Source organism: Aurantimonas sp. A3-2-R12, assembly GCF_036016755.1.
Lineage (GTDB): Bacteria > Pseudomonadota > Alphaproteobacteria > Rhizobiales > Rhizobiaceae > Aurantimonas > Aurantimonas coralicida_A.
Window position 1 is genome coordinate 1 of record NZ_JAYXIH010000054.1, and the last position, 20,884, is coordinate 20,884.

Annotated in this window: 19 protein-coding genes and 1 tRNA gene; 11 read left to right on the plus strand and 9 right to left on the minus strand. The window is 63.8% G+C overall.

What is annotated here, in order from left to right:
- Positions 1–1,047, minus strand: a 1,047-nt coding sequence (locus VSX60_RS19695; protein ID WP_327625963.1) for a methyl-accepting chemotaxis protein, incomplete at its 3' end; no start/stop codon positions are given.
- Between the two features lie 33 nt (positions 1,048–1,080).
- Positions 1,081–1,668, minus strand: a complete 588-nt coding sequence (locus tag VSX60_RS19700; protein WP_327625964.1) for a hypothetical protein — start codon at positions 1,666–1,668, stop codon at positions 1,081–1,083.
- A gap of 474 nt (positions 1,669–2,142) precedes the next feature.
- Between VSX60_RS19700 and VSX60_RS19705 the strand changes: the two genes are divergently transcribed.
- Positions 2,143–2,760 carry a ribonuclease D gene (locus tag VSX60_RS19705; protein ID WP_327625965.1) on the plus strand — a complete coding sequence of 206 codons (618 nt, stop codon included), beginning with the start codon at positions 2,143–2,145 and terminating at the stop codon, positions 2,758–2,760.
- Positions 2,761–3,108: 348 nt separating this feature from the next.
- Here the strand turns inward: VSX60_RS19705 and VSX60_RS19710 are convergent, their stop codons facing one another.
- Positions 3,109–5,682: a TRAP transporter permease gene (locus VSX60_RS19710; RefSeq protein ID WP_442873132.1), complete on the minus strand. Its 2,574-nt coding sequence runs from the start codon at positions 5,680–5,682 to the stop codon at positions 3,109–3,111.
- Positions 5,683–6,051: 369 nt separating this feature from the next.
- Positions 6,052–7,014, minus strand: a complete 963-nt coding sequence (locus VSX60_RS19715; protein WP_327625967.1) for a TAXI family TRAP transporter solute-binding subunit — start codon at positions 7,012–7,014, stop codon at positions 6,052–6,054.
- 189 nt (positions 7,015–7,203) lie between these two features.
- Here VSX60_RS19715 and VSX60_RS19720 point away from each other — a divergent pair, with 189 nt between their 5' ends.
- The 5 genes from VSX60_RS19720 (at position 7,204) to ehuA (ending at position 12,131) form a co-directional block, all read left to right on the plus strand.
- Positions 7,204–8,571, plus strand: coding sequence for an alpha/beta fold hydrolase (locus VSX60_RS19720; RefSeq protein WP_327625968.1), 1,368 nt, complete (start codon positions 7,204–7,206; stop codon positions 8,569–8,571).
- Between the two features lie 465 nt (positions 8,572–9,036).
- Positions 9,037–9,885, plus strand: a complete 849-nt coding sequence (locus tag VSX60_RS19725) for a transporter substrate-binding domain-containing protein (protein ID WP_327625969.1) — start codon at positions 9,037–9,039, stop codon at positions 9,883–9,885.
- A 90-nt stretch (positions 9,886–9,975) separates the two neighbouring features.
- Positions 9,976–10,641, plus strand: a complete 666-nt coding sequence (ehuC, locus tag VSX60_RS19730) for an ectoine/hydroxyectoine ABC transporter permease subunit EhuC (protein WP_327625970.1) — start codon at positions 9,976–9,978, stop codon at positions 10,639–10,641.
- Between the two features lie 3 nt (positions 10,642–10,644).
- Entirely contained in the window at positions 10,645–11,316 is a 672-nt protein-coding gene (ehuD, locus tag VSX60_RS19735) for an ectoine/hydroxyectoine ABC transporter permease subunit EhuD (protein WP_327625971.1), read from the plus strand.
- An 8-nt stretch (positions 11,317–11,324) separates the two neighbouring features.
- Entirely contained in the window at positions 11,325–12,131 is an 807-nt protein-coding gene (gene ehuA, locus VSX60_RS19740) for an ectoine/hydroxyectoine ABC transporter ATP-binding protein EhuA (RefSeq protein ID WP_327625981.1), read from the plus strand.
- Between the two features lie 321 nt (positions 12,132–12,452).
- Here the strand turns inward: ehuA and VSX60_RS19745 are convergent, their stop codons facing one another.
- The 5 genes from VSX60_RS19745 to VSX60_RS19765 form a co-directional block, all read right to left on the minus strand.
- Positions 12,453–13,199 carry a hypothetical protein gene (locus tag VSX60_RS19745; RefSeq protein WP_327625972.1) on the minus strand — a complete coding sequence of 249 codons (747 nt, stop codon included), beginning with the start codon at positions 13,197–13,199 and terminating at the stop codon, positions 12,453–12,455.
- Positions 13,200–13,222: 23 nt separating this feature from the next.
- Entirely contained in the window at positions 13,223–13,957 is a 735-nt protein-coding gene (locus tag VSX60_RS19750; protein ID WP_327625973.1) for a HupE/UreJ family protein, read from the minus strand.
- A gap of 57 nt (positions 13,958–14,014) precedes the next feature.
- On the minus strand, positions 14,015–14,392 hold the full coding sequence (locus VSX60_RS19755; RefSeq protein WP_327625974.1) for a hypothetical protein: 378 nt from the start codon (positions 14,390–14,392) through the stop codon (positions 14,015–14,017).
- Positions 14,393–14,737: 345 nt separating this feature from the next.
- Positions 14,738–14,813: transfer RNA gene (locus VSX60_RS19760), tRNA-Ala, on the minus strand.
- 160 nt (positions 14,814–14,973) lie between these two features.
- On the minus strand, positions 14,974–15,405 hold the full coding sequence (locus VSX60_RS19765) for a TIGR02300 family protein (protein WP_327625975.1): 432 nt from the start codon (positions 15,403–15,405) through the stop codon (positions 14,974–14,976).
- Positions 15,406–15,686: 281 nt separating this feature from the next.
- On the opposite strand from VSX60_RS19765, the gene aroA reads away from it, so the two are divergent.
- From aroA to rpsA, 5 genes are all read left to right on the plus strand, one after another.
- The gene (aroA, locus tag VSX60_RS19770) at positions 15,687–17,039 is read left to right on the plus strand and encodes a 3-phosphoshikimate 1-carboxyvinyltransferase (RefSeq protein ID WP_327625976.1); all 1,353 of its coding nucleotides are present in this window, start codon (positions 15,687–15,689) and stop codon (positions 17,037–17,039) included.
- 2 nt (positions 17,040–17,041) lie between these two features.
- On the plus strand, positions 17,042–17,713 hold the full coding sequence (locus tag VSX60_RS19775) for a 2-hydroxychromene-2-carboxylate isomerase (protein ID WP_327625977.1): 672 nt from the start codon (positions 17,042–17,044) through the stop codon (positions 17,711–17,713).
- Positions 17,710–18,162: a hypothetical protein gene (locus tag VSX60_RS19780; protein WP_327625978.1), complete on the plus strand. Its 453-nt coding sequence runs from the start codon at positions 17,710–17,712 to the stop codon at positions 18,160–18,162. Before VSX60_RS19775 ends, VSX60_RS19780 begins: the two co-directional genes overlap by 4 nt.
- Positions 18,159–18,794, plus strand: coding sequence for a (d)CMP kinase (cmk, locus tag VSX60_RS19785; protein WP_327625979.1), 636 nt, complete (start codon positions 18,159–18,161; stop codon positions 18,792–18,794). Before VSX60_RS19780 ends, cmk begins: the two co-directional genes overlap by 4 nt.
- 314 nt (positions 18,795–19,108) lie before the next feature.
- A complete protein-coding gene (rpsA, locus tag VSX60_RS19790) occupies positions 19,109–20,812 on the plus strand; it encodes a 30S ribosomal protein S1 (RefSeq protein WP_327625980.1) in 1,704 nt (567 codons plus the stop codon).
- Positions 20,813–20,884 lie beyond the last annotated feature (72 nt).

Consider the following 20,884-nt stretch of genomic DNA (forward strand, 5'->3'; position numbering starts at 1 on the left):
CTCGCCGGTACCCGAGCGGATCGAGCCCGTCGTGCCGGCGATCGTCGACATGGTCTCGCTGAGCTCGTCCATCGCCGCGTTGAAATCGTCCTTCAGCTTCACATAGGCGGCCGGGAAACTCTGTTCGATGCGATAGGTCAGATCGCCGTCCGACAGCTTGGCAAGGCCCGAGCCGATCTCGCCGACCACCAGCTCCTGCTCCTGCGCCGTCATCTGCTGGCGCTCGCCGTTCTGGCGCCGCTCGGCCTCGGCCTCTTCGCGCCGCGTCACCGCCTCGGCCTCGACCCGCTGCTTTTCCAACGCCGCCTGCTTGAACGCCAACACCGCATTCGCCATCCGGCCAATCTCGTCGCCACGCTCCACATGTGGGACCTCGACGGTATTATCGCCTTCGGCCAGCGTCGTCATAACACCGGTAACGGTGCTGATAGGCCCAGTCACGCTGCGTTTGAGGAAGAAGGCAACCACGCCAACGACCATGCCGGCGATGACGATGCCGAAGAGCGCACCCTTCCACATTTCGGCTTGAACCAAGGCGCCCAGGCGCGAGAGGTCCCACGCCATGGCCACTGTGCCGATGTGTTCGCCACCTGGAGCAATTGGCGCGACGATCAAAAGATGTTGGCCCGACCAGCTCGTGCTGATCTCGCCGGCTTCGACCTTGGACGCCGCGGCGGCGACGGTCGCCGACAGATCGCCGGCACTGTTCAGCGCGTCGTCGGAAAATTGGGTTACGGGCGCCCCTTCCTTGTTCAGGACCAGGACGTCGGACAGTTCGTTGCCGTCTTGCGCCGCCAGATCGGCATAGACCTTGTCGACGACCTCAGCCTTGCCCCATTTCACACCGCCCGCCATCTGATCGGCCATCAGCTGCACGATGGTGACCGTGCTGCCTTCGGCTTCCTGATAGATCGTGCTCTTGAGGTTCTGCACCTGGATGGCGACAAGTGCCGCGATCCCGAGCAGAACCGGCACGGCTGTCGCCAGTGCCGCCTTGAGCCCGATGGAGAGCGTGCGACCGGATGGATGCGATGTGGAATTTGACATGGCTGAGGCTTCCTTACCCGATAGGGCTTACAATCAGAGCATCTCGAGATTGATGCCGGCAGTCGCGGCACCGATCGGCTCGCCGGTCTCAGGATCGGTGATCGTGAAGCTGGCCTGCGACTGCAGCTGCTGGGTCGATTCGTCCTGCTCGATCTCGTCGACGAAGACCGCGTCGGCGCCGGCACTGAAGGTCTTCTGCCATTTGGCTTCGTCGCCCTGCCAGTAATCCGACGTCGGGTCGCTCTGACCGACATTCAGGCCCTTCGCGTCCATGACGAAGAGTTCGGTCAGCGCGCCCTGCTGGTCGTCCTTGACCTTCTTCAGGTAGGTCGACAGTTCGGAAGCAAGGGTTGCGTCGACCAGTGCCCCGCCGCCGGCGTCGACTTCGCCGCGCCACTGCTTGTCCAGCGCGTCGATATCGGCTTGCGCCATCGCCGCGTTCTTTTCGTTCTGCGCCTTGATGGCCGCGATGACGACCGGATCGTTCAGGGCCGCCTTCAGTTTCGCTTCCACCAATTCCTTGATCGGCGCCTCGTGCTGATCGGCAAGCGCGGGTGTCACCAGGCTTGCACCGAAGAGCAGGGCGCCGGCAGCGGCGGTCATCATCATGTTCTTGAGCATTGTTTCCCCTTGATTGTTTTATGTGAAGCATTGCGATCCGGACGTGGCCGAACCGCGAATGGATTGGATGCGCTAGTTTCGGCCGACCCCTTCGCGGCACAAAGCCGACGTCGCTTCCCCGATGACGGGTCACGATTACCGGCGCTTTGCTCCCCCTCGAGCGCCCGACCGAGGCAAACCTTCTGGTAGAAACATGAAGAAATCGTTTTAACTGTCGATGCTTACGCGGACCCTATGTAAGACGGACGGATTTCGTCAGTAATGTGTACCTTCAAGCTCGGCCAGTCGGCTTCGCGGCGCATACTCGACGTCACGTCAGAAACGCATGATCCGGGCCGTTTCGGGGGTTATCTCGCACGCACTACCCGGCGCTCTTTGGCTGGCCAGGACGGTTTGCAGTGGGCAGGAAGCCTTTTGCCTACAGACAAAAACCGCTAGAGCGGGCGGAACGCACCCCCAGAACGAAGGCAGTCCATGACCATCCGCGTCCACAAAGGCGATCTTCCCGACATTTCCCGCTATACCGGCCCCGTCGCCATCGACACCGAAACGCTCGGCCTCGACACGCGCCGCGACCGGCTTTGCGTCGTCCAGCTGTCGCCCGGTGACGGTACGGCCGACATCGTGCAGATCGCCAAGGGCCAGCGCGAGGCGCCAAACCTGACGACGCTGCTCAAGGACGCGTCGAAGACCAAGATCTTCCACTACGCCCGCTTCGACATCGCCGCGCTTTATCACGCGTTTGGAGTGATGACCGACGGCATCTTCTGCACCAAGATCGCCTCGCGGCTGACGCGAACCTATACCGACCGGCACGGGCTGAAGGATCTGGCGCGCGAAATGGCCGGCACCGACCTGTCCAAGCAGCAGCAATCGTCCGACTGGGCCGCCGAGACCTTGTCGCCGGCGCAGATCGAATATGCCGCCTCGGACGTTCTGTATCTCCACGACATCATGGGCGGACTCTATAAGCGGCTCGAGCGCGAGGACCGGATGGATCTGGCCAAGGCCTGCTTCGCCTTCCTTCCGACCCGAGCGAAGCTCGACCTCGCCGGCTGGGACGACGAGGACATTTTCTCGCACTCGGCCTGAGGGCTGTAGGCCTGGCGGACGAGCCAAGGTCGCGCGGAGCTGATTTTGCCATTACGGCGACGAAAAATGTCGCAATGCGGACTGGAACGAGGCGCTTGTGCATCGCACATGCGCCGCATCACCCACGCGCTCGCATGAAAGGCGCCAACCATGATCCGCAGCGAAGTTTTCCAGACCCTCGCCGTTACCGGCATGATCACCCTCGCCCTGGCGGCGACCGTCGTTTTGCTGTCGGTCATCGGCTGAAATTCGAACGGCAGCCGGCCAATAGCCGGCGCCGACTGCATCCATTCAAGGCGCGGCAAGCTTGGGCTTGCGGCGCCTTGATCATTTCCCCGGCAACTCTTCTCAGCCGGCCATAGCCCTGGCCTTGGGCCGTGCCGGCTCGCGCGGCGCGCGGCGGCGCTGGCCCCAGACGATCAGACCCAACAGCGCCAGGGCGGGCAGGAACATCCAATATTTCGTCGGCTGCTCGGTCGGCGTTCTGACCAGCGTGATCTGCTGATCCCAATCGAGGCCGACGGCTTCGGCCGGCGAGCCAAACGCGACATTGTCGATCATCGTCTTGCCGTCGGTCTCGACAAGCTCGAGCCCGGCGTTGGCCAGTCTTTCCTCGCCGCTCGCCCCATTCGGCAAAGGCAGGTCGACCGTGCGTTCGGAGGGAGCGCCGAAGGCATCGAGATAAGCAATCCGCAGGCGCAGCGGTTGACCCTGCGGCGTATTGCCGGCCGCCGCCGCCAATTCGCTCGCCGGTCTGTCGTCGTAGGGCGGCACCGCCATGTCCATCCAGAAGCCCGGCCGGAACAGGGTGAACGCGATTAAAAGCAGCGCGACGCCTTCCCAGATGCGGTTCTTGGTGAGGAACCAGCCCTGCGTCGCCGCGGCGAACAGAAGCATCGCAATCGTCGCAACGATGAAGATGAAAATGCCGTGGAAAACGTCGACATTGATCAGCAACAGATCGGTGTTGAAGATGAACAGGAACGGCAGCGCCGCCGTGCGCAGGGAATAGAAAAAGGCGATCGCGCCGGTCTTGATCGGATCACCGCCGGAAACCGCCGCCGCCGCGAAGGAGGCCAGCCCGACCGGCGGTGTCACGTCGGCCATGATCCCGAAATAGAACACGAAGAGATGCACCGCGATCAGCGGCACGATCAGGCCGTTGGCCTCGCCGAGCGTGACGATCACCGGCGCGAGCAGCGCCGAGACGACGATATAGTTCGCCGTGGTCGGCAGCCCCATGCCGAGAATCAGCGACAGAATCGCCGTCAGGAACAGGATGGCGAGAAGATTGCCACCCGACAGCACCTCGACCACTTCCGCCAGCGCCGAGCCGACGCCGGTCTGCGACACGGCGCCGACGATGATGCCGGCGGTCGCCGTCGCGATGCCGATGCCGATCATGTTGCGAGCGCCGGTGATCAGCCCGTCGACCAGATCGATCAGGCCGCGGCCGGCCTCGAGACCGTAATTGCCGGTGCCGCGGAAGAAGGCGGTGATTGGATGCTGGGTCACCAGGATGAAGATCATGAACGTCGCGGCCCAGAACGCCGAAAGCCCCGGCGAGAGGCGGTCAACCATCAGCGCCCAGACAAGAACCACGACCGGCAGGATGAAATGCAGGCCGGATTTGACCGTCGGGCCGGGCAGCGGCAGTTCGGTGATCGGCTTGTCCGGGTCGTCGATTTGCGGCGCCGGATATTTCGCGCCGTACCATAAAAGGCCGACATAGACGGCGATCAGCAGCGCGAAGACGATCCAGCCGGCATTCTCGCCGAAGGCCGGGCGGATCCAGCCGATGCCGTAATAGACGGCGAGGGAAATGGCGCACAGCACCAGGATGCCGAACACGACGCCGACCAGCCATTGCAGCCAGGGCTTGGGCACATAGGCGCGCGGCAGGCCCTCCATGCCGGCCTTCAACGCTTCCAGATGAACGATATAGACCAGCGCGATGTAGGAGATGACCGCCGGCAGAAAGGCGTGCTTGACCACGTCGAAATAGGGAATGCCGACATATTCGACCATCAGGAACGCGGCGGCGCCCATGACGGGCGGCATGATCTGGCCGTTGACCGAGGAGGCGGTTTCGACCGCGCCGGCCTTCTCGGCCGAGAAGCCGACCCGTTTCATCAGCGGGATGGTGAAGGTGCCGGTGGTCACGACGTTGGCGATCGAGGAGCCGGAGATCAGCCCGGTCATCGCCGAGGAAACGACGGCCGCCTTGGCCGGGCCACCGCGCATGTGGCCCATCAGCGAGAAGGCGACGTTGATGAAGTAGCTGCCGGCGCCGGCCTTATCGAGCAGCGAGCCAAACAGCACGAACAGGAAGACGAAGGAGGTGGAAACGCCCAGCGCGATACCGAAGACACCCTCGGTGGTGATCCACTGGTGGTTGATCACCTCGGAGAGCGAATTGCCCTTGTGGGCGATGATCGACGGCATGTAGGGGCCGAGGAAGGTGTAGATGAGGAACACCGAGGCCACCACCATCAGCGCCGGCCCGAGCGCCCTGCGAGTGGCTTCCAGGAGCACCATCAGTCCGACCGTGCCGACCATGAAGTCGGTCATGTTCGGCGCGCCGATGCGGCCGGAGATCGATTCATAGGCGAAATAGAGATAGGAGGCCGTCGCCGCGCCGGCGATCGCCAGCACCCATTCATGCGGCAGAACGCGCTTGTTCGGTGACGGCAGCACGACCGCGACGATCATGGCGATTGTGATCACCGGGACGTACCAGACCGGCAAGACGCCCGTTGCGCCTTCCAGAAACAGGAAGCCCAGGAGCAACGGCACGCCGATGCCGAGGGCGAGCTGGAAGATCGACCGCGATGCCGGGAAGGCCAGAAAGGCCAGGAACAGCGCGAAGGAGAGATGGATCGACCGGGTTTCGGTATTGTTGAAGACGCCGACGCCGACCATGAAGGGCAGCGGCGAGGCGATCCACAGCTGGAACAGCGACCAGACGAGCGCCGTACCCGAGATCAGGTATGCGACAGGCCTTGCCGGACTGCGGCCGCCGGTGTCGGACGAGGCGACGAGGTCATGCAGCGATTCCTGGCGCGATGTCGCCGCTTCGACATCGACGCTGTCGATCTCGCGCCGGCGCTCGTCATCGAGGCTCTCGGAATGACGCGGAGTTTTGGTCATTGCAGGAGCTCGCTTTGCCTGAAGAGGGTCCGGTCGGTACGACGCCCGCGCCGACCCGGTCAGGACCGAAGACAATCGGAGGGCGGTCGCGGGATGGTGAAGCGGCGGGACCGATGCGGGCCCCGCCGCCGATATAAGGGCTTACAGAAGCCCGGCTTCCTTGAAGTAGCGCTCGGCGCCCGGATGCAGCGGCGCCGACAGACCGGCCTTGGTCATTTCCTCTTTGGTGAGGTTCTCGAAGGCCGGATGCAGCTTCTTGAAGCGGTCGAAATTGTCGAACACCGCCTTGACGACCTGGTAGACGGTCTCCTCGTCGACCTGGTCGGAGGAGACCATGGTGGCCCGCACGCCGAAGGTCTGCGTCTCGTCCGGATTGCCCTCGTAAAGACCGCCGGGGATCGTCGCCGCCGAATAATACGGGTTCTCCTCGACCAGCTTGTCGATCTCGGGGCCGGTCATCGGAATCAGCTTGGCCTCGCAGGTCGTCGTCGCCTCCTGGATCGAGCCGTTCGGGTGGCCGACCGTGTAAATGATGGCGTCGACATTGTTGTCGCACAGCGCCTGCGACTGCTCGGCCGCCTTCAGCTCGGAAGCGAGCGAGAAGTCGTCTATCGTCCAGCCCATGCGGTCCATGACGACTTCCATGGTCGCGCGCTGCCCGGAGCCCGGATTGCCGATATTGACGCGCTTGCCCTTCAGATCGTCGAAGGTCTTGATGCCGGAATCGGCCCGCGCCACCACCGTCATCGGCTCGGGATGGATCGAGAACACCGCCCGCTCGCCCTTGAACGGGTCGCCGTCCCAAGGCGCCTTCCCCTCAAGGGCGTTGTACTGCATATCGGACTGGGCGACGCCCAGCGTCTGGTCGCCGGCCTTGACCGCATTGATGTTGGCGACCGAGCCGCCGGTCGACGGCGCGGTACATTTCAGCCCATGCTCGGCCTGGCCGCGATTGACCAGCTTGCAGATCGACTGGCCGACGACGAAATAGACGCCGGTCTGGCCGCCGGTGCCAATGGTGATGAATTTTTCCTGCGCCGAGGCGGCGCCGGTGGTCATGGTCATGGCCGCGATACCCGCGGCGACCCATCCAAGTGTTTTCATGAGATTTTCCCTTTTTCGTCCACTTCAACCGCAACGTATTGATTTGGCGGGCTTCGGGCCATCGTCAATCTTTTTTATAACGCGGGATAGGGCGTAACGGGCAATTCGCGGTCGCCGCGCGGCATTGCCGCACCCGGTCGCCGCCCTTTCTTGCTGCGAGGGTACGGGTTGAACGCGGGAGATGTCGACATGAAGAGAGCGGGTGCGATCCGGACAATGCTGGCGGTCCTCGCCGCGAGCCTCGCAGCGTCCGCCGCCCGGGCCGCCGGCGAGAACGCGGCCGGCTCCACGCCGCCGATCGTCTTCGTCCATGGCGAGGGCGATTCGGCCGCGTTCTGGATGCCGGTGTTGTGGCGCTTCGAAAGCAACGGCTATCCTGCCGACCGGCTGTTCGCCGCCGATATCGACCATCCATCCGCGCGGACCGACGACACGGTGGCGGAGGAAAACCGCTCCTCGAGCGAGGAGGCCGCCCGTTCGCTTGCGCGGACGGTCGAGCGGGCGCTCACCACGAGCGGCGCCGAAAAGGTCGCGATCGTCGCCCATTCGCGCGGCTGCCAGACGGCGCGCAATTACGTGAAGAATTTCGGCGGCGCCGACAAGGTCGCCGGGATGGTGCTGGCCGGCTGCGTCCATCATGGCGTCTACGCCAATTCCGAGGAGCGCTTGAACTCCGAATACAACGGCGCCGGCCGGTTCCTGACCGCGCTCAACCAGCCGCCGGAGGTGCCCGACAATATCCCGGTGACGGTGATCCGGTCGGACCGCTTCGACCTCTACGCCCAGCCGGACGCCCGGTTCCTCGGCCTGCCCGGCGAGGCAACCGGCGTCTCCTACGACGCACCGGAACTGAAGGGCGCCGACACTGTCGTCCTCGACGGCATCGACCATCGCGAGACGGCAACGTCGCCCGAGGCGTTCATCGCCATCCACAAGGCGCTCACCGGACAGGTTCCGGCGACCCTCGACATCGAGCCGGAGGACTCGCCGACCGTCGCGGGAGAGATTTCCGGTTACGCCAATGGCGCGCCGACCAATCTGCCGCTCGACGGCGCGCGGCTGACCGTCTTCGCGGTCGATTCGGAGACCGGTGAGCGCCAGGGTGAGGCGGTGCTGGAAAAAACCGTCGGCGCGGACGGCCGCTTCGGGCCCTTCCCGGTGCAGCCCGGCCAGCGCTACGAATTCGTCGTCGCGGCCGAGGGCTATCCGGTGACGCGCATCTATCGCTCCGGCTTCCCGCGCTCGACCGACATCGCCAATCTCAGACTCTATCCGGCCGTGGCCGGCGCGATCGCCGGAACGACGCTTCCCGGCGAGGTGGTCAACGTGATGCGGCCGCGCGGCTATTTCGGCATCGACGACAACGCGACGCTGGGCGCCATTCCGATCGCCGGGCGGCCGGAGACCGAGGAAGTGCCCTCGGTCTGGAAATCGTCGCTGGCCGTCGACGGCGAGGCGCCGGAAACGATCACGGCCGGCTTCAACGGCGAGACCATCGCGGCGCGCACTACGCCCGAGAACCCGGACGACGTCGTGTGGATCGAATTCAGCAATTGAGGATAATGGTGGAGCCAAGCGGGGCATCATGCCAGGCTCTATTTATCCAGCTTCGCGGCAACGACCATCGCATCGCGCCAAGCGCTACGCTGTCGTGACCTCGGCCCAGGCCGCCCGCAGGGAGGAAGTCAATCACGCCCTCAACGAAACAAGCCTCTTCAATCTTCACGCACTCAAACTGTCCGTGACTTTCCGAAACGACTGTCCGCGACTTTGAGCAGGGCCGGAAGTCTGTCGAAGAAAACAGGGCCAGCTTAGCTGGATTATTGGAAAACGTAACAGAACTGGTGAAAATCAGCCACGTCGGTTGATGACTTGGCAGTAACCTTGCATAGTCGACTTTCTGGGTCCGGGCCTCGAAAGTGGGCTGATCGTCTCGGAACATTGCGCCGATTCTGGTGGTGCATGCCCGGTTCGGACCATTCCCCCTCGGTCGCTCCGCAGACGCCGAAACAAGGAAAACCTATGAAATTCATACAAAACACGATGGCCAAGACACTGGCATTGATGCTGTGCGCCACGATGACCGCCGCCACCGCGCAGGCTGGCCCGTTGGCCGATCGTTTGGAAGCCGGAGAGCCGATACGCCTGGGCTTTGCCGCCGCGCCCCCTTGGGCCTATGCCGGTGAAGACGGATCCGCCAAGGGTTTCGTCAACGATATCACGATCGAAATTCTGGAACGGATGGGGCATACAAACATCGAACCCGTGCTCACCGACTGGGCGGGTCTGATCCCCAGCCTGATCGCTTCACGCGTCGATATCGTGACCGGGGGAATGTATATTTTGCCCGCACGCTGCGAGAATATGGATTTCTCCGAGCCGATCGGCGTGTTTGGCGACGCATTCGTCGTGCCGTCCGGCAATCCAAAAGGGATCAGCACCTATCAAGACCTCATCGATCAGGACCTGATTATGGTGTCGCCCTCGGGCTATAACACCATTGCCGATGCCAAGGCGGCTGGCGTTCCCGCCGGCAACATCATGGAGGTGCCCGGCACCACCGAGATGCTGGCCGCAGTGCGCGCGGGACGTGCCGACGCCGGCGCCACCAATGCGCTTGAGGCGCAGCGCGTACAAAGCATGTCGGACGCGGTCGAAATGACTGATCCGCTGGCGTTTCCCGCCGAAAGCCGCACTCCGGTCGGTGTGGGCTTTCATCCTGAAGACGATGCCTTCCGCGAGGAATTCAACGCCGCTCTGGCCGAGTATCTCGGCTCGGACGAGATGATGGAAAAGGTCGCGTCGGAAAATTATATCGCGACTTTTCTGCCCGATGGGCAGACCACCGCCGAGGCCTGCAAGGCAGACTGACTCAGGCCAGCACGCACAACACCGATCAGCCGGACGGCGATACCCCGCCGTCCGGTTTTGTTATTCCGAGTCACGGAACCCGACCTTCGTATGTCTTATTTGGATTTTCTTGCCGTCCACAGCGATCGCCTTGTCGACGGGACTCTGATCACTATTGCGCAGTTCGTGCTGTCGGCCCTTGTGGCCGTTGTGGCGGCGCTGCTGTCCGGGCTGATGAAGCTCGCACCATCGAAGCCCGTACGCGCTGTTGCTACTGTTTATATCGAGATCTTCCGTGGCACCTCGCTGCTGGTGCAGCTTTACTGGATATTCTTCGTGCTTCCCCTGTTCGGGATCAATCTCGAAAAATTCACGGCGGGCTTCGTCACCGTGGGCCTCTGCTATGGCGCCTACGGTGCCGAGCTGGTGCGCGGCGCGGTTCTGTCAGTGCCCAAGGGTCAGTGGGAGGCGGCGCTGGCGCTGAACATGTCGCCCGCGCGCCGCATGTGGCGGATTATCCTGCCGCAGGCGCTGGTGGGGATGCTGCCCCCCTGGGGCAATCTGATGGTCGAAATCCTGAAGGGCACGGCATTGGTCGCGTTGATCTCGGTCACCGACCTCATGTTCGAGACTCGCCAGATAAACAACAACACCTTCCTGTCCGCGCAGGCCTTCGGCACCGCGCTGATCATCTATTATGTCTTTTCTCGTTTCCTGATCACGCCGCTCATGCGTTGGCTGGAACGGGTCATGGCCCGCAAGATTGGGAGAGCCTGACCGATGACAGGCTGGAAATGGGACTTTACGTGGGAAATCCTGCCCCGCCTTGTGGTGGCGACGGGCAACACGCTTTTGGCGGCGGGTGGTGGCTATGCCGTGGCGCTTGTCCTCGGTCTGGTGTTCGCCCTGGCGCAGCGCACTCCGTTGCGCGCGTTGACGATGGTGACCCGTGAACTGGTCGAATTCATTCGCTCGACCCCGCTGCTGCTGCAGATATTCTTTATCTACTACGTCGGCCCGCAGTTCGGGCTTCGCCTGTCGCCCTGGATAGCCGGGCTGATGGCAATCGGATTGCACTATGCCGCCTATCTATCCGAGGTCTATCGCGGCGGGATCGAAGGCGTGCCCAAGGGACAGTGGGAGGCCGCAAAGGCGATCAACCTCTCGACCGTCCAGACCTATCGGCGGATCGTCATTCCACAGGCGCTGCCCCCGGCACTGGCGGGTATGGGGAATTATCTTGTCGGCATCTTCAAGGACACGCCGATGCTGTCAGTGATCGGCGTCGGCGAATTGATGCACACCGCCAATTCCATCGGTGCCGAAAACTATCGCTATCTGGAACCCTACACGATGGTCGGCCTCATCTTTCTGGCGATATCACTGCCGACGGCCTGGTTTATCCGCCAATTTGAGACGGCCGTGCGCCGCAAACTGGGACTGATCAAGTGACAGACGACATGAGCCAATACCCCCTGACGCTGGAGGGCGAGGACGCGCCAATGGTGCGTTTTCAGAATGTGAGCAAAAAATACGGCGATCTGACCGTGCTGGATCGGCTGAACCTTGACGTTGCAACAGGCGAGATGGTGACGATCATTGGTCCCTCGGGATCGGGCAAGACGACAGTGCTGCGCATGCTGATGACGCTGGAGCGGATCGACAGCGGCGTGATCTATGTGGATGGAGAGCCGCTGACCCATATGGAAAAGAACGGCCGTCTGGTGCGCGCGAACGCGGCCCATACGCGCCGGATGCGCGCCAAGATCGGCATGTGTTTCCAGCATTTCAACCTGTTCCCGCACATGACCGCACTTGGCAATTGCATGGAAGGACCGGTGCAGGTTCTGGGCATGCCGAAGGACGAGGCCAGGGATCGCGCGCTGGAACTTCTGGACATGGTCGGCATGGCCGAGAAACGCGACCAGCATCCCGCGCGGTTGTCGGGCGGCCAGCAGCAACGTGTGGCGATCGCCCGCGCACTTGCCATGCGCCCCAAGATGATGCTGTTCGACGAGGTGACATCCGCGCTGGATCCCGAAGTCATCAGCGAAGTGACAAGCGTGATCCGTGCGCTGGTCGATCAGCACAACCTGACGATGTTGATGGTCACGCACCAGATGGGTTTCGCGCGAGAGATTTCCGACCGGGTCTGTTTTTTCTTCGGCGGCAACATCGAAGAGCAGGGGTCCCCTGAAATGCTATTCGACAGGCCCGAAAAGGAACGCACACAGCAATTTCTGAGCGCCATTCTGGAGGCAAGCTAGCAAACGGCCCCTCGTTCTTTCGTCATCTATACCGGCGAAGGGCTGCCGCTGGTGAAGGGCTTGCTCCAGGGCGTCGAGGACGAAGTCGGCATGCGCCGGTCGCGGCGCGCACGACGCCCGAGGAGCCGAACGACGTCGTCTGGATCGAATTTTCGTATTGAAAGGGGGGCGTCCGGAGGAGGGCGTCCACCCCAACAGTTCACCGTCCGCTAAAACGGGGAACTCCAGTTGCGGTGGCGCAGGATGGACAGCATGGCAATTCTTCGCTCGGACTTGGAACGAGTGCTTCTCCCGTCCGAACGGCGGGAGAAGCAAGTTTCGTCAGACCAGGCGTTCGATGGCGGTGTAGGTGCCGTTGGTTCGCACCGTCAGCGACACGGGAGCATTTCCACGGTTACGCCAGAACCAGCCGTGCCGGCCGGTAAAGGCGGCCTGAAGCTGGCCTTCGTCAGAAGAAACGCCGCGGCCTTTCTCGTAGGAGATATTCTCACCGCCGCCGTCGCCATGGGTATCGTAGTTGACGGCTCCCCCTTCCGAGACGACCCATGCAAAGGCGGCAATTTCTCCCTCCTCCATGGTCAGCTTTATCTCCGCGCCTTCGCCGGGGGCGAGCGTGATGGTCATCTCGTCCTGACGGGGCTCCGCCGTCTGCGCGGCCGCCGGCGAGACGAGAAAGGAGCCGATCATGCCGAGGAGGCTCGACTGGCGCTGCGGCACAGGCGGTGCGGGCGGCGGGAGCGGTGCGAGAGGAGCGACCGCAGCCGGTTCCGTCGACGATGGGCTGGCGGGCGGCATCGTTGCCGCATTGGCCGATGGCAGGGATACGGCTGGCTTGGCGGCATTCATGGCAGCGTCGGCCTCCGCTTCTGCCGCGAGCTGCGTCTTGATCTCCCCCATCTCCGTCAAATTTAGCGCCTCACCGACACCGGTCGGGTCGATGCCGTATTCGGACGGCAGCACGACCGCGACCAGAAGGACGACGGCCGAGACGGCGGCGATGGCGGTGGAGCGAAGAAGCTGCCTCGTGGTCGGAAGCTCGGCACGGGTAGGCATGTCGCTGTTATACATTGGTTTTCCTTTCAAGATGCGCGTCAGGACACGAACAGGCCGGTCACCTGATAGCCGAAGAGCACGAAGCCCGCGGCCATCATGGCGACGTTGGCGGTGTAGGCGTGACGGAAGAAGCTTGGGGTCGCGCGCCAGAAGCTCATGACGATAAGGATGGCGCCGAGCGCAAGGAGTTGGCCGATCTCAACGCCGACGTTGAAGGCGAGGAGGTTCGGGACGAGCCCGTCCGGTGCGATGTCGTATTCCAGGATCTTCGTCGATAGGCCGAAGCCATGAAAAAAGCCGAAGATCAGGGTGGCGGCCTTGGTGTTCGGTTGGAAGCCGAACCAGCGCTGGTAAGCGCCCATGTTGTCGAGCGCCTTGTAGACAACCGACAGCGCGATGATCGCGTCGATGATGTAGCTGTTGATCCCGACGTTGAAGTAGACGCCGAGCAGCATGGTCGTGGAGTGACCGATCGCGAAGAGGGTCACGTAGATCCCGATGTGCTTCATCCGGTAGAGGAAGAAGATCACGCCGAGCAGGAACAGGAGATGATCGTAGCCCGTCACCATGTGCTTGGCGCCGAGATACATGAAGGGGATGAGGTTCACCCCCGAGATTTCCTGGATGTAGCCCTGGTCGCCCGCCGTGACGGCATGGGCCAGGGCCGAGGTCGCGAATGCCGCCGTCAGGAGGAAGGCGAACAGGGGCGTCAGAAGTGTCGTCCGAAGCGCTGTGCGCGACCGGATGCGACCTTCCGCGGAAGGGTCCTGCATTGTTGAGTTCCGATTGTCCGAAATGGTGTGATGCCGTCCGCGGGGGACGGCGCTGGATCACGCGATCTCGGATGACCTCGGAGGTCGGTCAAATGGGGTCGTCAGCCCGTGAAGCGGTTGGTCGGAGCCGATCGCTATCCGGCTCCGCAGCGCGACAAGAGAGGGTTCGGCAAGCTTCAGCAGGCCGTTAACGGTCTCGTGCGAGTGGTCCCAGGGATTATGCTTGTGGCTGTGCCCGTCTGATGCGAGCTGTGCAGCTTCACCCTCGCCCTCATCCAGGTGGGAATGGCCGTGGTCATCGACGTTCACCAGAGTCGAATGAGCACCCGCGGCTGCTTCGTGCGAAGGCGTCTGGCTGGACAGACTGAACGGCATGCCGAGCATGATCGCGATCGCAATCACCAGGCGAAAGACAAGGGTTCTGTCGAGTTCCAACATGCATCCCGGCGGCTAAATCATATCTGTCACACAAGAGTGCAACCTGTCGCTGACGCCAGCCTTGTGTCCATCGAAGATGGCAGTGGCAAGGCGAAACCAAACCTGAAATTCAGAGGTGATCTGGAGTCAGAGGTGATGACGTCGAAGCACAACCGAATGACCGCCGCTACCAGATGCGTAGGCACTCACCGACGGTAGTGCCACACGTTCTTGCGCTTCAGCAGGCGATGGGTTTCGGGCACCGATTTCATGCTCCATGTGAATCACGCCAGTGAACCACGAGGATACGAAGGTGCTGATTTGCAGGGCCTCAGAGGGAGATATCAGGGCTTTGAAGGAAAATGGTGGAGCCAAGCGGGATCGAACCGCTGACCTCTACAATGCCATTGTAGCGCTCTCCCAGCTGAGCTATGGCCCCACGCCGCCGACAACCGGCGAACTGTCGGCGAGCCCTGGGTGCGGCCCGCGTCGGTATCGGCGGGTTCTTAATCAAGCCCGCCGCGAAGATCAAGCGAATTTCGACGAGCCGCGGGCGCGGCGCGGACGATCAATCGACCGCGCCGTCTTGCCCGTCGCGATCAATCGTCGTCGTCGTCCCGGCTGCCGCCGATGATGTCGGCAACGTCGTCGTCGTCGTCATCGTCGTCGTCAGTCGCCAGGAAGGTGTCGTTGTCGTCGCTGTCGTCCTCGTCGTCCGTCGCGTCGACGTCGGGCAGATCGGACTTGCCGGAGGTGGATTCCTCCTCCTCCTCGACGTCGGTGAGAGAGACCGTGTTCTCGGTCCCCTCGACCTCGACCGTCTCCTCCTCTTCCTCATCCTCGACCGCGGCCTTCGGTTTCGGCTTCACCTTCTCCTTCGGCACGGAGCCGCGCGTCGGCTCGACCTCGAAGAAAGAGAGCGGATAGGATTTGCCCGTATAGGGGGAGACGATCGGATCCTTGCCCAGATCGTAGAATTTGCGGCCCGTCTCTGGGTCGGTCCGCTTGGTGCCGAGTTCGGATTTCGCCATCATTGCCTCGTCGTCGATTGGGGTCGGCGCGTCCGCGTCCGCCCAGGTCGCTCTCGGTAGGAAGGGGCCGCGCGATCCGGCCGGTCACCGCCGCGGCCTTGCGGCCGCGAAGAGGTGGCCGGCTGTCTGATTGCCGCAATTCCGCTCCGATGAAAATCGGTTGGTCCCTTACGGCCTCGTCCGGCCCTTGTCAAAGCCCGATTACGGCGACAGAAAGAGCGCGCCGCTGCCAGGCGATCGAAGTCAGGCACGCGAAGCCGGAAAAAGACGGGACCAGAGACATGCATGCAACGGCGACGCCACGGCCGATCAGCGCTCGCAAGGCCGGCGGGCTGACCGGCCGAACGACAGTGCCGGGCGACAAGTCGATCTCCCATCGCGCCTTCCTGTTCGGCGGGATCGCCGCCGGCACGACCCGGATCACCGGGCTTCTCGAAGGCGAGGACGTGATCGCCACCGGCAACGCCATGCGGGCGATGGGCGCGCTGATCGCCAAGGAGGGCGATGCCTTTGTGGTCCACGGCGTTGGCAATGGCTGCCTGCTGGAGCCGGAGGGCGTTCTGGATTTCGGCAATGCCGGCACCGGCGCGCGGCTGACCATGGGCCTCGTCGGCACCTACGACTTCGCCACCACCTTCGTCGGCGACGCGTCGCTGTCGAAGCGGCCGATGGGCCGGGTGCTGGATCCGCTGCGGCTGATGGGAACGCAAGTGGTAGCGCGTTCGGGCGACCGGCTGCCGCTGTCGATTCGCGGGTCCCGCGTCGCCGCGCCGATCGAATACCGGGTGCCGATGGCCTCGGCGCAGGTGAAGTCCGCCGTCCTCCTCGCCGGCCTGAACGCGCCGGGAATCACCACCGTGGTCGAACCGGTGATGACCCGCGACCACACTGAAAAGATGCTGCAAGGCTTCGGCGCGACGATCGCGGTCGAGACGGACGCGGCCGGGGTGCGGCATATCCGCCTGGAAGGCCAGGGCCCACTCACGGGCGTTACCGATTTCGTCGTGCCGGGCGATCCGTCCTCGGCCGGCTTTCCGATCGTCGCGGCGCTGATCGTGCCGGGCTCGGACGTCACCATCGAAAACGTCCTGATGAACCCGACCCGCACCGGCCTGATCGAGACGCTCGTCGACATGGGCGCCGCGATCGAAATCGTGAACCGGCGCGTTGCCGGCGGCGAGGACGTCGCCGATCTGAATGTGCGCCATTCCGAACTGACCGCAATCGAGGTGCCGGAAGCCCGCGCGCCGTCGATGATCGACGAATATCCGGTGCTGGCGATCGCCGCCGCCTTCGCCAAGGGCACGACGGTGATGCGCGGTCTCGACGAATTGCGCGTCAAGGAGAGCGACCGGCTGGCCGCCGTGGCCGCCGGGCTCGCCGCTAATGGCATCGTCCACGAGGAAGGCGCCGACTGGCTGACCGTGACCGGCGATCCCGAGGGGCGCAATTATGGCGGCGGCACTGTCGCCACCCATCTCGACCACCGCATCGCCATGAGCTTTCTGGTTCTCGGCATGGCCTGCGAGAAGTCCGTGACCGTCGATGACGGGCGCATGATCGCCACCAGCTTTCCCGAATTCGAGGCGATGATGACGGGCCTCGGGGCGCAAATCGAGACGCCGGAGGCCTAGCGATGACACGCCGGCTCGACTTTTATTACGATCTCCTGTCGCCCTATGCCCATATCGTTCTGGCGCGGCTGCCCGACCTGCCGACGGATGTCGCGGTGCGGCCGCGTGCAATCCTGTTCGGCGCGGTGCTGGCCCATCATGGCCAGCTCGGACCGGCCGAAATCGAAGCCAAGCGTCTGCATACCTATCGCCAGGCGGTGTTTCTCGGGGCGACGCTGGGCCGTGAGACGGTGTTTCCGCCGCGCCACCCCTTCAACCCGCTGGCCGCGCTGCGCCTCCTGGCAGGCGCCCATGACGGCGCGGGCGCGGATCTGGCAACGGTGCGCGGCGCCTTCGATTTCGTGTTTTCGCAAGGCCATCCCGTCGACACGCCGGACGGCCTGGCGGCGCTGGCGGAGCGGCTGGGTCTCGATCCGGCCCTCGCCACGGCGGAAGCCTCGAAGGCCGCGCTGAGTGCGAATACCGAAGACGCCCTCGCCGCCGGCGTCTTCGGCGTTCCGAGCTTCGTGCCTTACGATGCGGACGGAGTGGCGGGACCGGTCTTCTGGGGCGTCGACGCGTTCGATATGCTGCTCGCCTTTCTCGACGAACCGGCAATCTTCGAGCGCCCGCCCTATGCGGCGTTGAACCATGTCAAGATCGGCGTCCGGCGCGAGAAGGCGAACCGCGCATGATCGCGGCGATCTTCGCCATCGTGTTCTTCTCGCCGGTCGCCTTCATCTACGGCCGCTATCGCGCGCGACATCTTCGGGCGCGGTCGGGGACGCTCGGCAGCCGTCTGGCCGCGCTTTTGCCGATGCCCGCCTTCCTGGCCTTCTGCGGCGTGATCGCGGTGATCTATCAGACCGAAAAGGGCGCCGCCGAGCGGCTGGCGCTGCGCGGCGAGATCGCACCGCCGGGGCTCTTCGACACCGGCAGTGGCGTTATCGATTTCGCGCTGCGCGTCGCCCGCTGGATCGGCGAACTCGAGCTGATCCTGTTCATGGTCGCCGCCCCGTTTCTGCTCGGCGCCGTCGTCGCCGCGATCCTGCTGGTGCTGGACGCGCGCGGCACCCTCGCTCTCGACCCGCCGGTTCCCGAAATCGAGCCGAACCTGCCGTCCAACACGGATCACGCCCCATGACCGAGCCACTGACGATTGCCATCGACGGACCCGCGGCCGCCGGCAAGGGCACTCTCGCCAAGCGGCTGGCGGAGCATTACGACCTGCCTTATCTCGACACCGGCCTGCTCTACCGCGCCATCGGCAAGCTCGCTGACGATTGCGGCATCGACCTCGACGACGCCGCGGCGGTGGGGCCGATCGCCGAGCGGCTCGATACATCGCATCTCGACGACGGCAGCCTGCGCGGCCGCGAAGCCGGGGAACTCGCCTCGCGCGTCGCCGTGCATCCGCAAGTCCGGTCGGCCCTGACCGCGTTTCAGCGCAATTTCGCGTCGCGGCCGGAAGGCGCGGTGCTCGACGGGCGCGACATCGGCACGGTGATCTGCCCGAACGCGCGAGTGAAGATCTTCGTCACCGCCTCGGCCGAGGTCCGGGCGCGTCGGCGGACCGACGAACTCGCCGCCAAGGGCCGCGACGTCGCCTATGAGCGGATTCTCGCCGAAGTCCGCGAGCGCGACGCGCGCGACGCCGGGCGCAGCGTCGCGCCGTTGAAACCGGCGACCGACGCGCACTTGCTGGATACCAGCGAATTGGATATAGAAACGGCGTTCCGTGCGGCCTGCGCGATCATCGACCGGTCCCTGGCCTGACGGAACGGAGTGTAGGGGCGGCCGTTCGTAAGAAGGCACGCCCTTTTCGGCTATCGGCCAACGGCTTGTCCTCCGCCTGATTTTTTCGGCACCGGATATCTCCACGGCCCGCCATGCTTCGATCAATCCTGCCCGGCCGCGGTCTTGCGCGCCGAACGGCGCGGTGCCGCAACGGCGAAACCGCTCCGGGCCTCTCCCGTTTTCGGGATGGGCCGGACCGCGACATCGGGCGAAACGCAATGTCTGACCCGGGGCCTTCGCCCCACGGCGCGCCGCTTTCCCACGGATAGTGGGAGAGTTCCCAAGGAGTAGGAATGTCTAACTTAAACCCGTCCCGCGAAGATTTCGCCTCGCTGCTCGAAGCCTCGTTCCATGAACAGGACGTCGCCGAAGGCGCCGTGGTCAAGGGCACCGTCGTCGCGATCGAAAAGGACATGGCCGTCATCGATGCCGGCCTGAAGGTCGAGGGCCGCGTCGCCCTCAAGGAATTCAGCGTCAAGGGCAAGGAGAGCGATCTCAAGGTCGGCGACGTCGTCGAGATCTATGTCGAGCGCATCGAGAACGCGCTGGGCGAAGCCGTCTTGTCGCGCGACAAGGCGCGCCGCGAGGAAAGCTGGGTCAAGCTCGAGAAGCAGTTCGAAGCTGGTGAAAAGGTCGAAGGCCAGATCTTCAACCAGGTCAAGGGTGGCTTCACCGTCGACCTCGACGGTGCCGTTGCCTTCCTGCCGCGCTCCCAGGTCGACATCCGGCCGATCCGCGACGTCACGCCGCTGATGAACACGCCGCAGCCTTTCCAGATCCTCAAGATGGACAAGCGCCGCGGCAACATCGTCGTCTCGCGCCGCACCGTCCTCGAAGAGAGCCGGGCGGAGCAGCGCTCCGAGATCGTCCAGAACCTCGAAGAGGGTCAGACCGTCGACGGCATCGTCAAGAACATCACCGACTACGGCGCCTTCGTCGACCTCGGTGGCATCGACGGCCTGTTGCATGTGACCGACATGGCCTGGCGCCGCGTCAACCATCCGACCGAGATCCTGCAGATCGGCCAGACGGTGAAGGTCCAGATCATCCGGATCAACCAGGAGACGCACCGCATCTCGCTGGGCATGAAGCAGCTCGAGGCCGATCCTTGGGACGGCATCGGCGTCAAGTATCCGATGGGCGTCAAGGTCACCGGCCGCGTGACGAACATCACCGATTACGGCGCGTTCGTCGAGCTGGAGCCGGGCATCGAAGGCCTCATCCACGTCTCCGAGATGTCCTGGACGAAGAAGAACGTCCATCCGGGCAAGATCCTCTCCACGTCGGAAGAGGTGGAGGTCGTGGTTCTCGAGGTCGACCCGAACAAGCGTCGCATCTCGCTCGGTCTCAAGCAGACGCTCTCCAATCCTTGGGAGTCGTTCCGCGACCAGTTCCCGATCGGCACGATCGTCGAGGGCGAGGTCAAGAACAAGACCGAGTTCGGCCTGTTCATCGGGCTCGACGGCGATGTCGACGGCATGGTCCACCTCTCCGACCTCGACTGGAACCGTCCGGGTGAGCAGGTGATCGAGGAGTTCAACAAGGGTGACATGGTCAAGGCGCAGGTGCTCGACGTCGATATCGACAAGGAGCGCATTTCGCTGGGCATGAAGCAGGTTGGCGGCGATCCGTTCGTCGAGGCGGCGGAAGCCGGCGACGTGCGCCGCGGCGCCGTGGTCACCTGCGAGGTCACCGAGGTGAAGGACGGCGGTCTGGAAGTGAAGATCGTCGATACCGATCTCACCTCCTTCATCCGCCGGTCGGATATCGCCCGTGACCGCGACGAGCAGCGCCCCGAGCGTTACTCGGTCGGCCAGAAGATCGACGCCCGCGTTACGCAGTTTGACAAGAAGGCCCGCCGCGTCGGCGTGTCGATCAAGGCGCTGCAGATCGCCGAAGAAAAGGAAGCCGTCGCGCAGTTCGGTTCGACCGACTCGGGCGCTTCGCTCGGCGACATTCTCGGCGCGGCCCTGAAGGGACGCGGCGACGAGGAATAGGCTCTACGGCCGTCACAGTCCGCGCCCTCGGGCGCGGGCCGTTCCACGTGAGTCAGAAAAGCCCGCGACGAG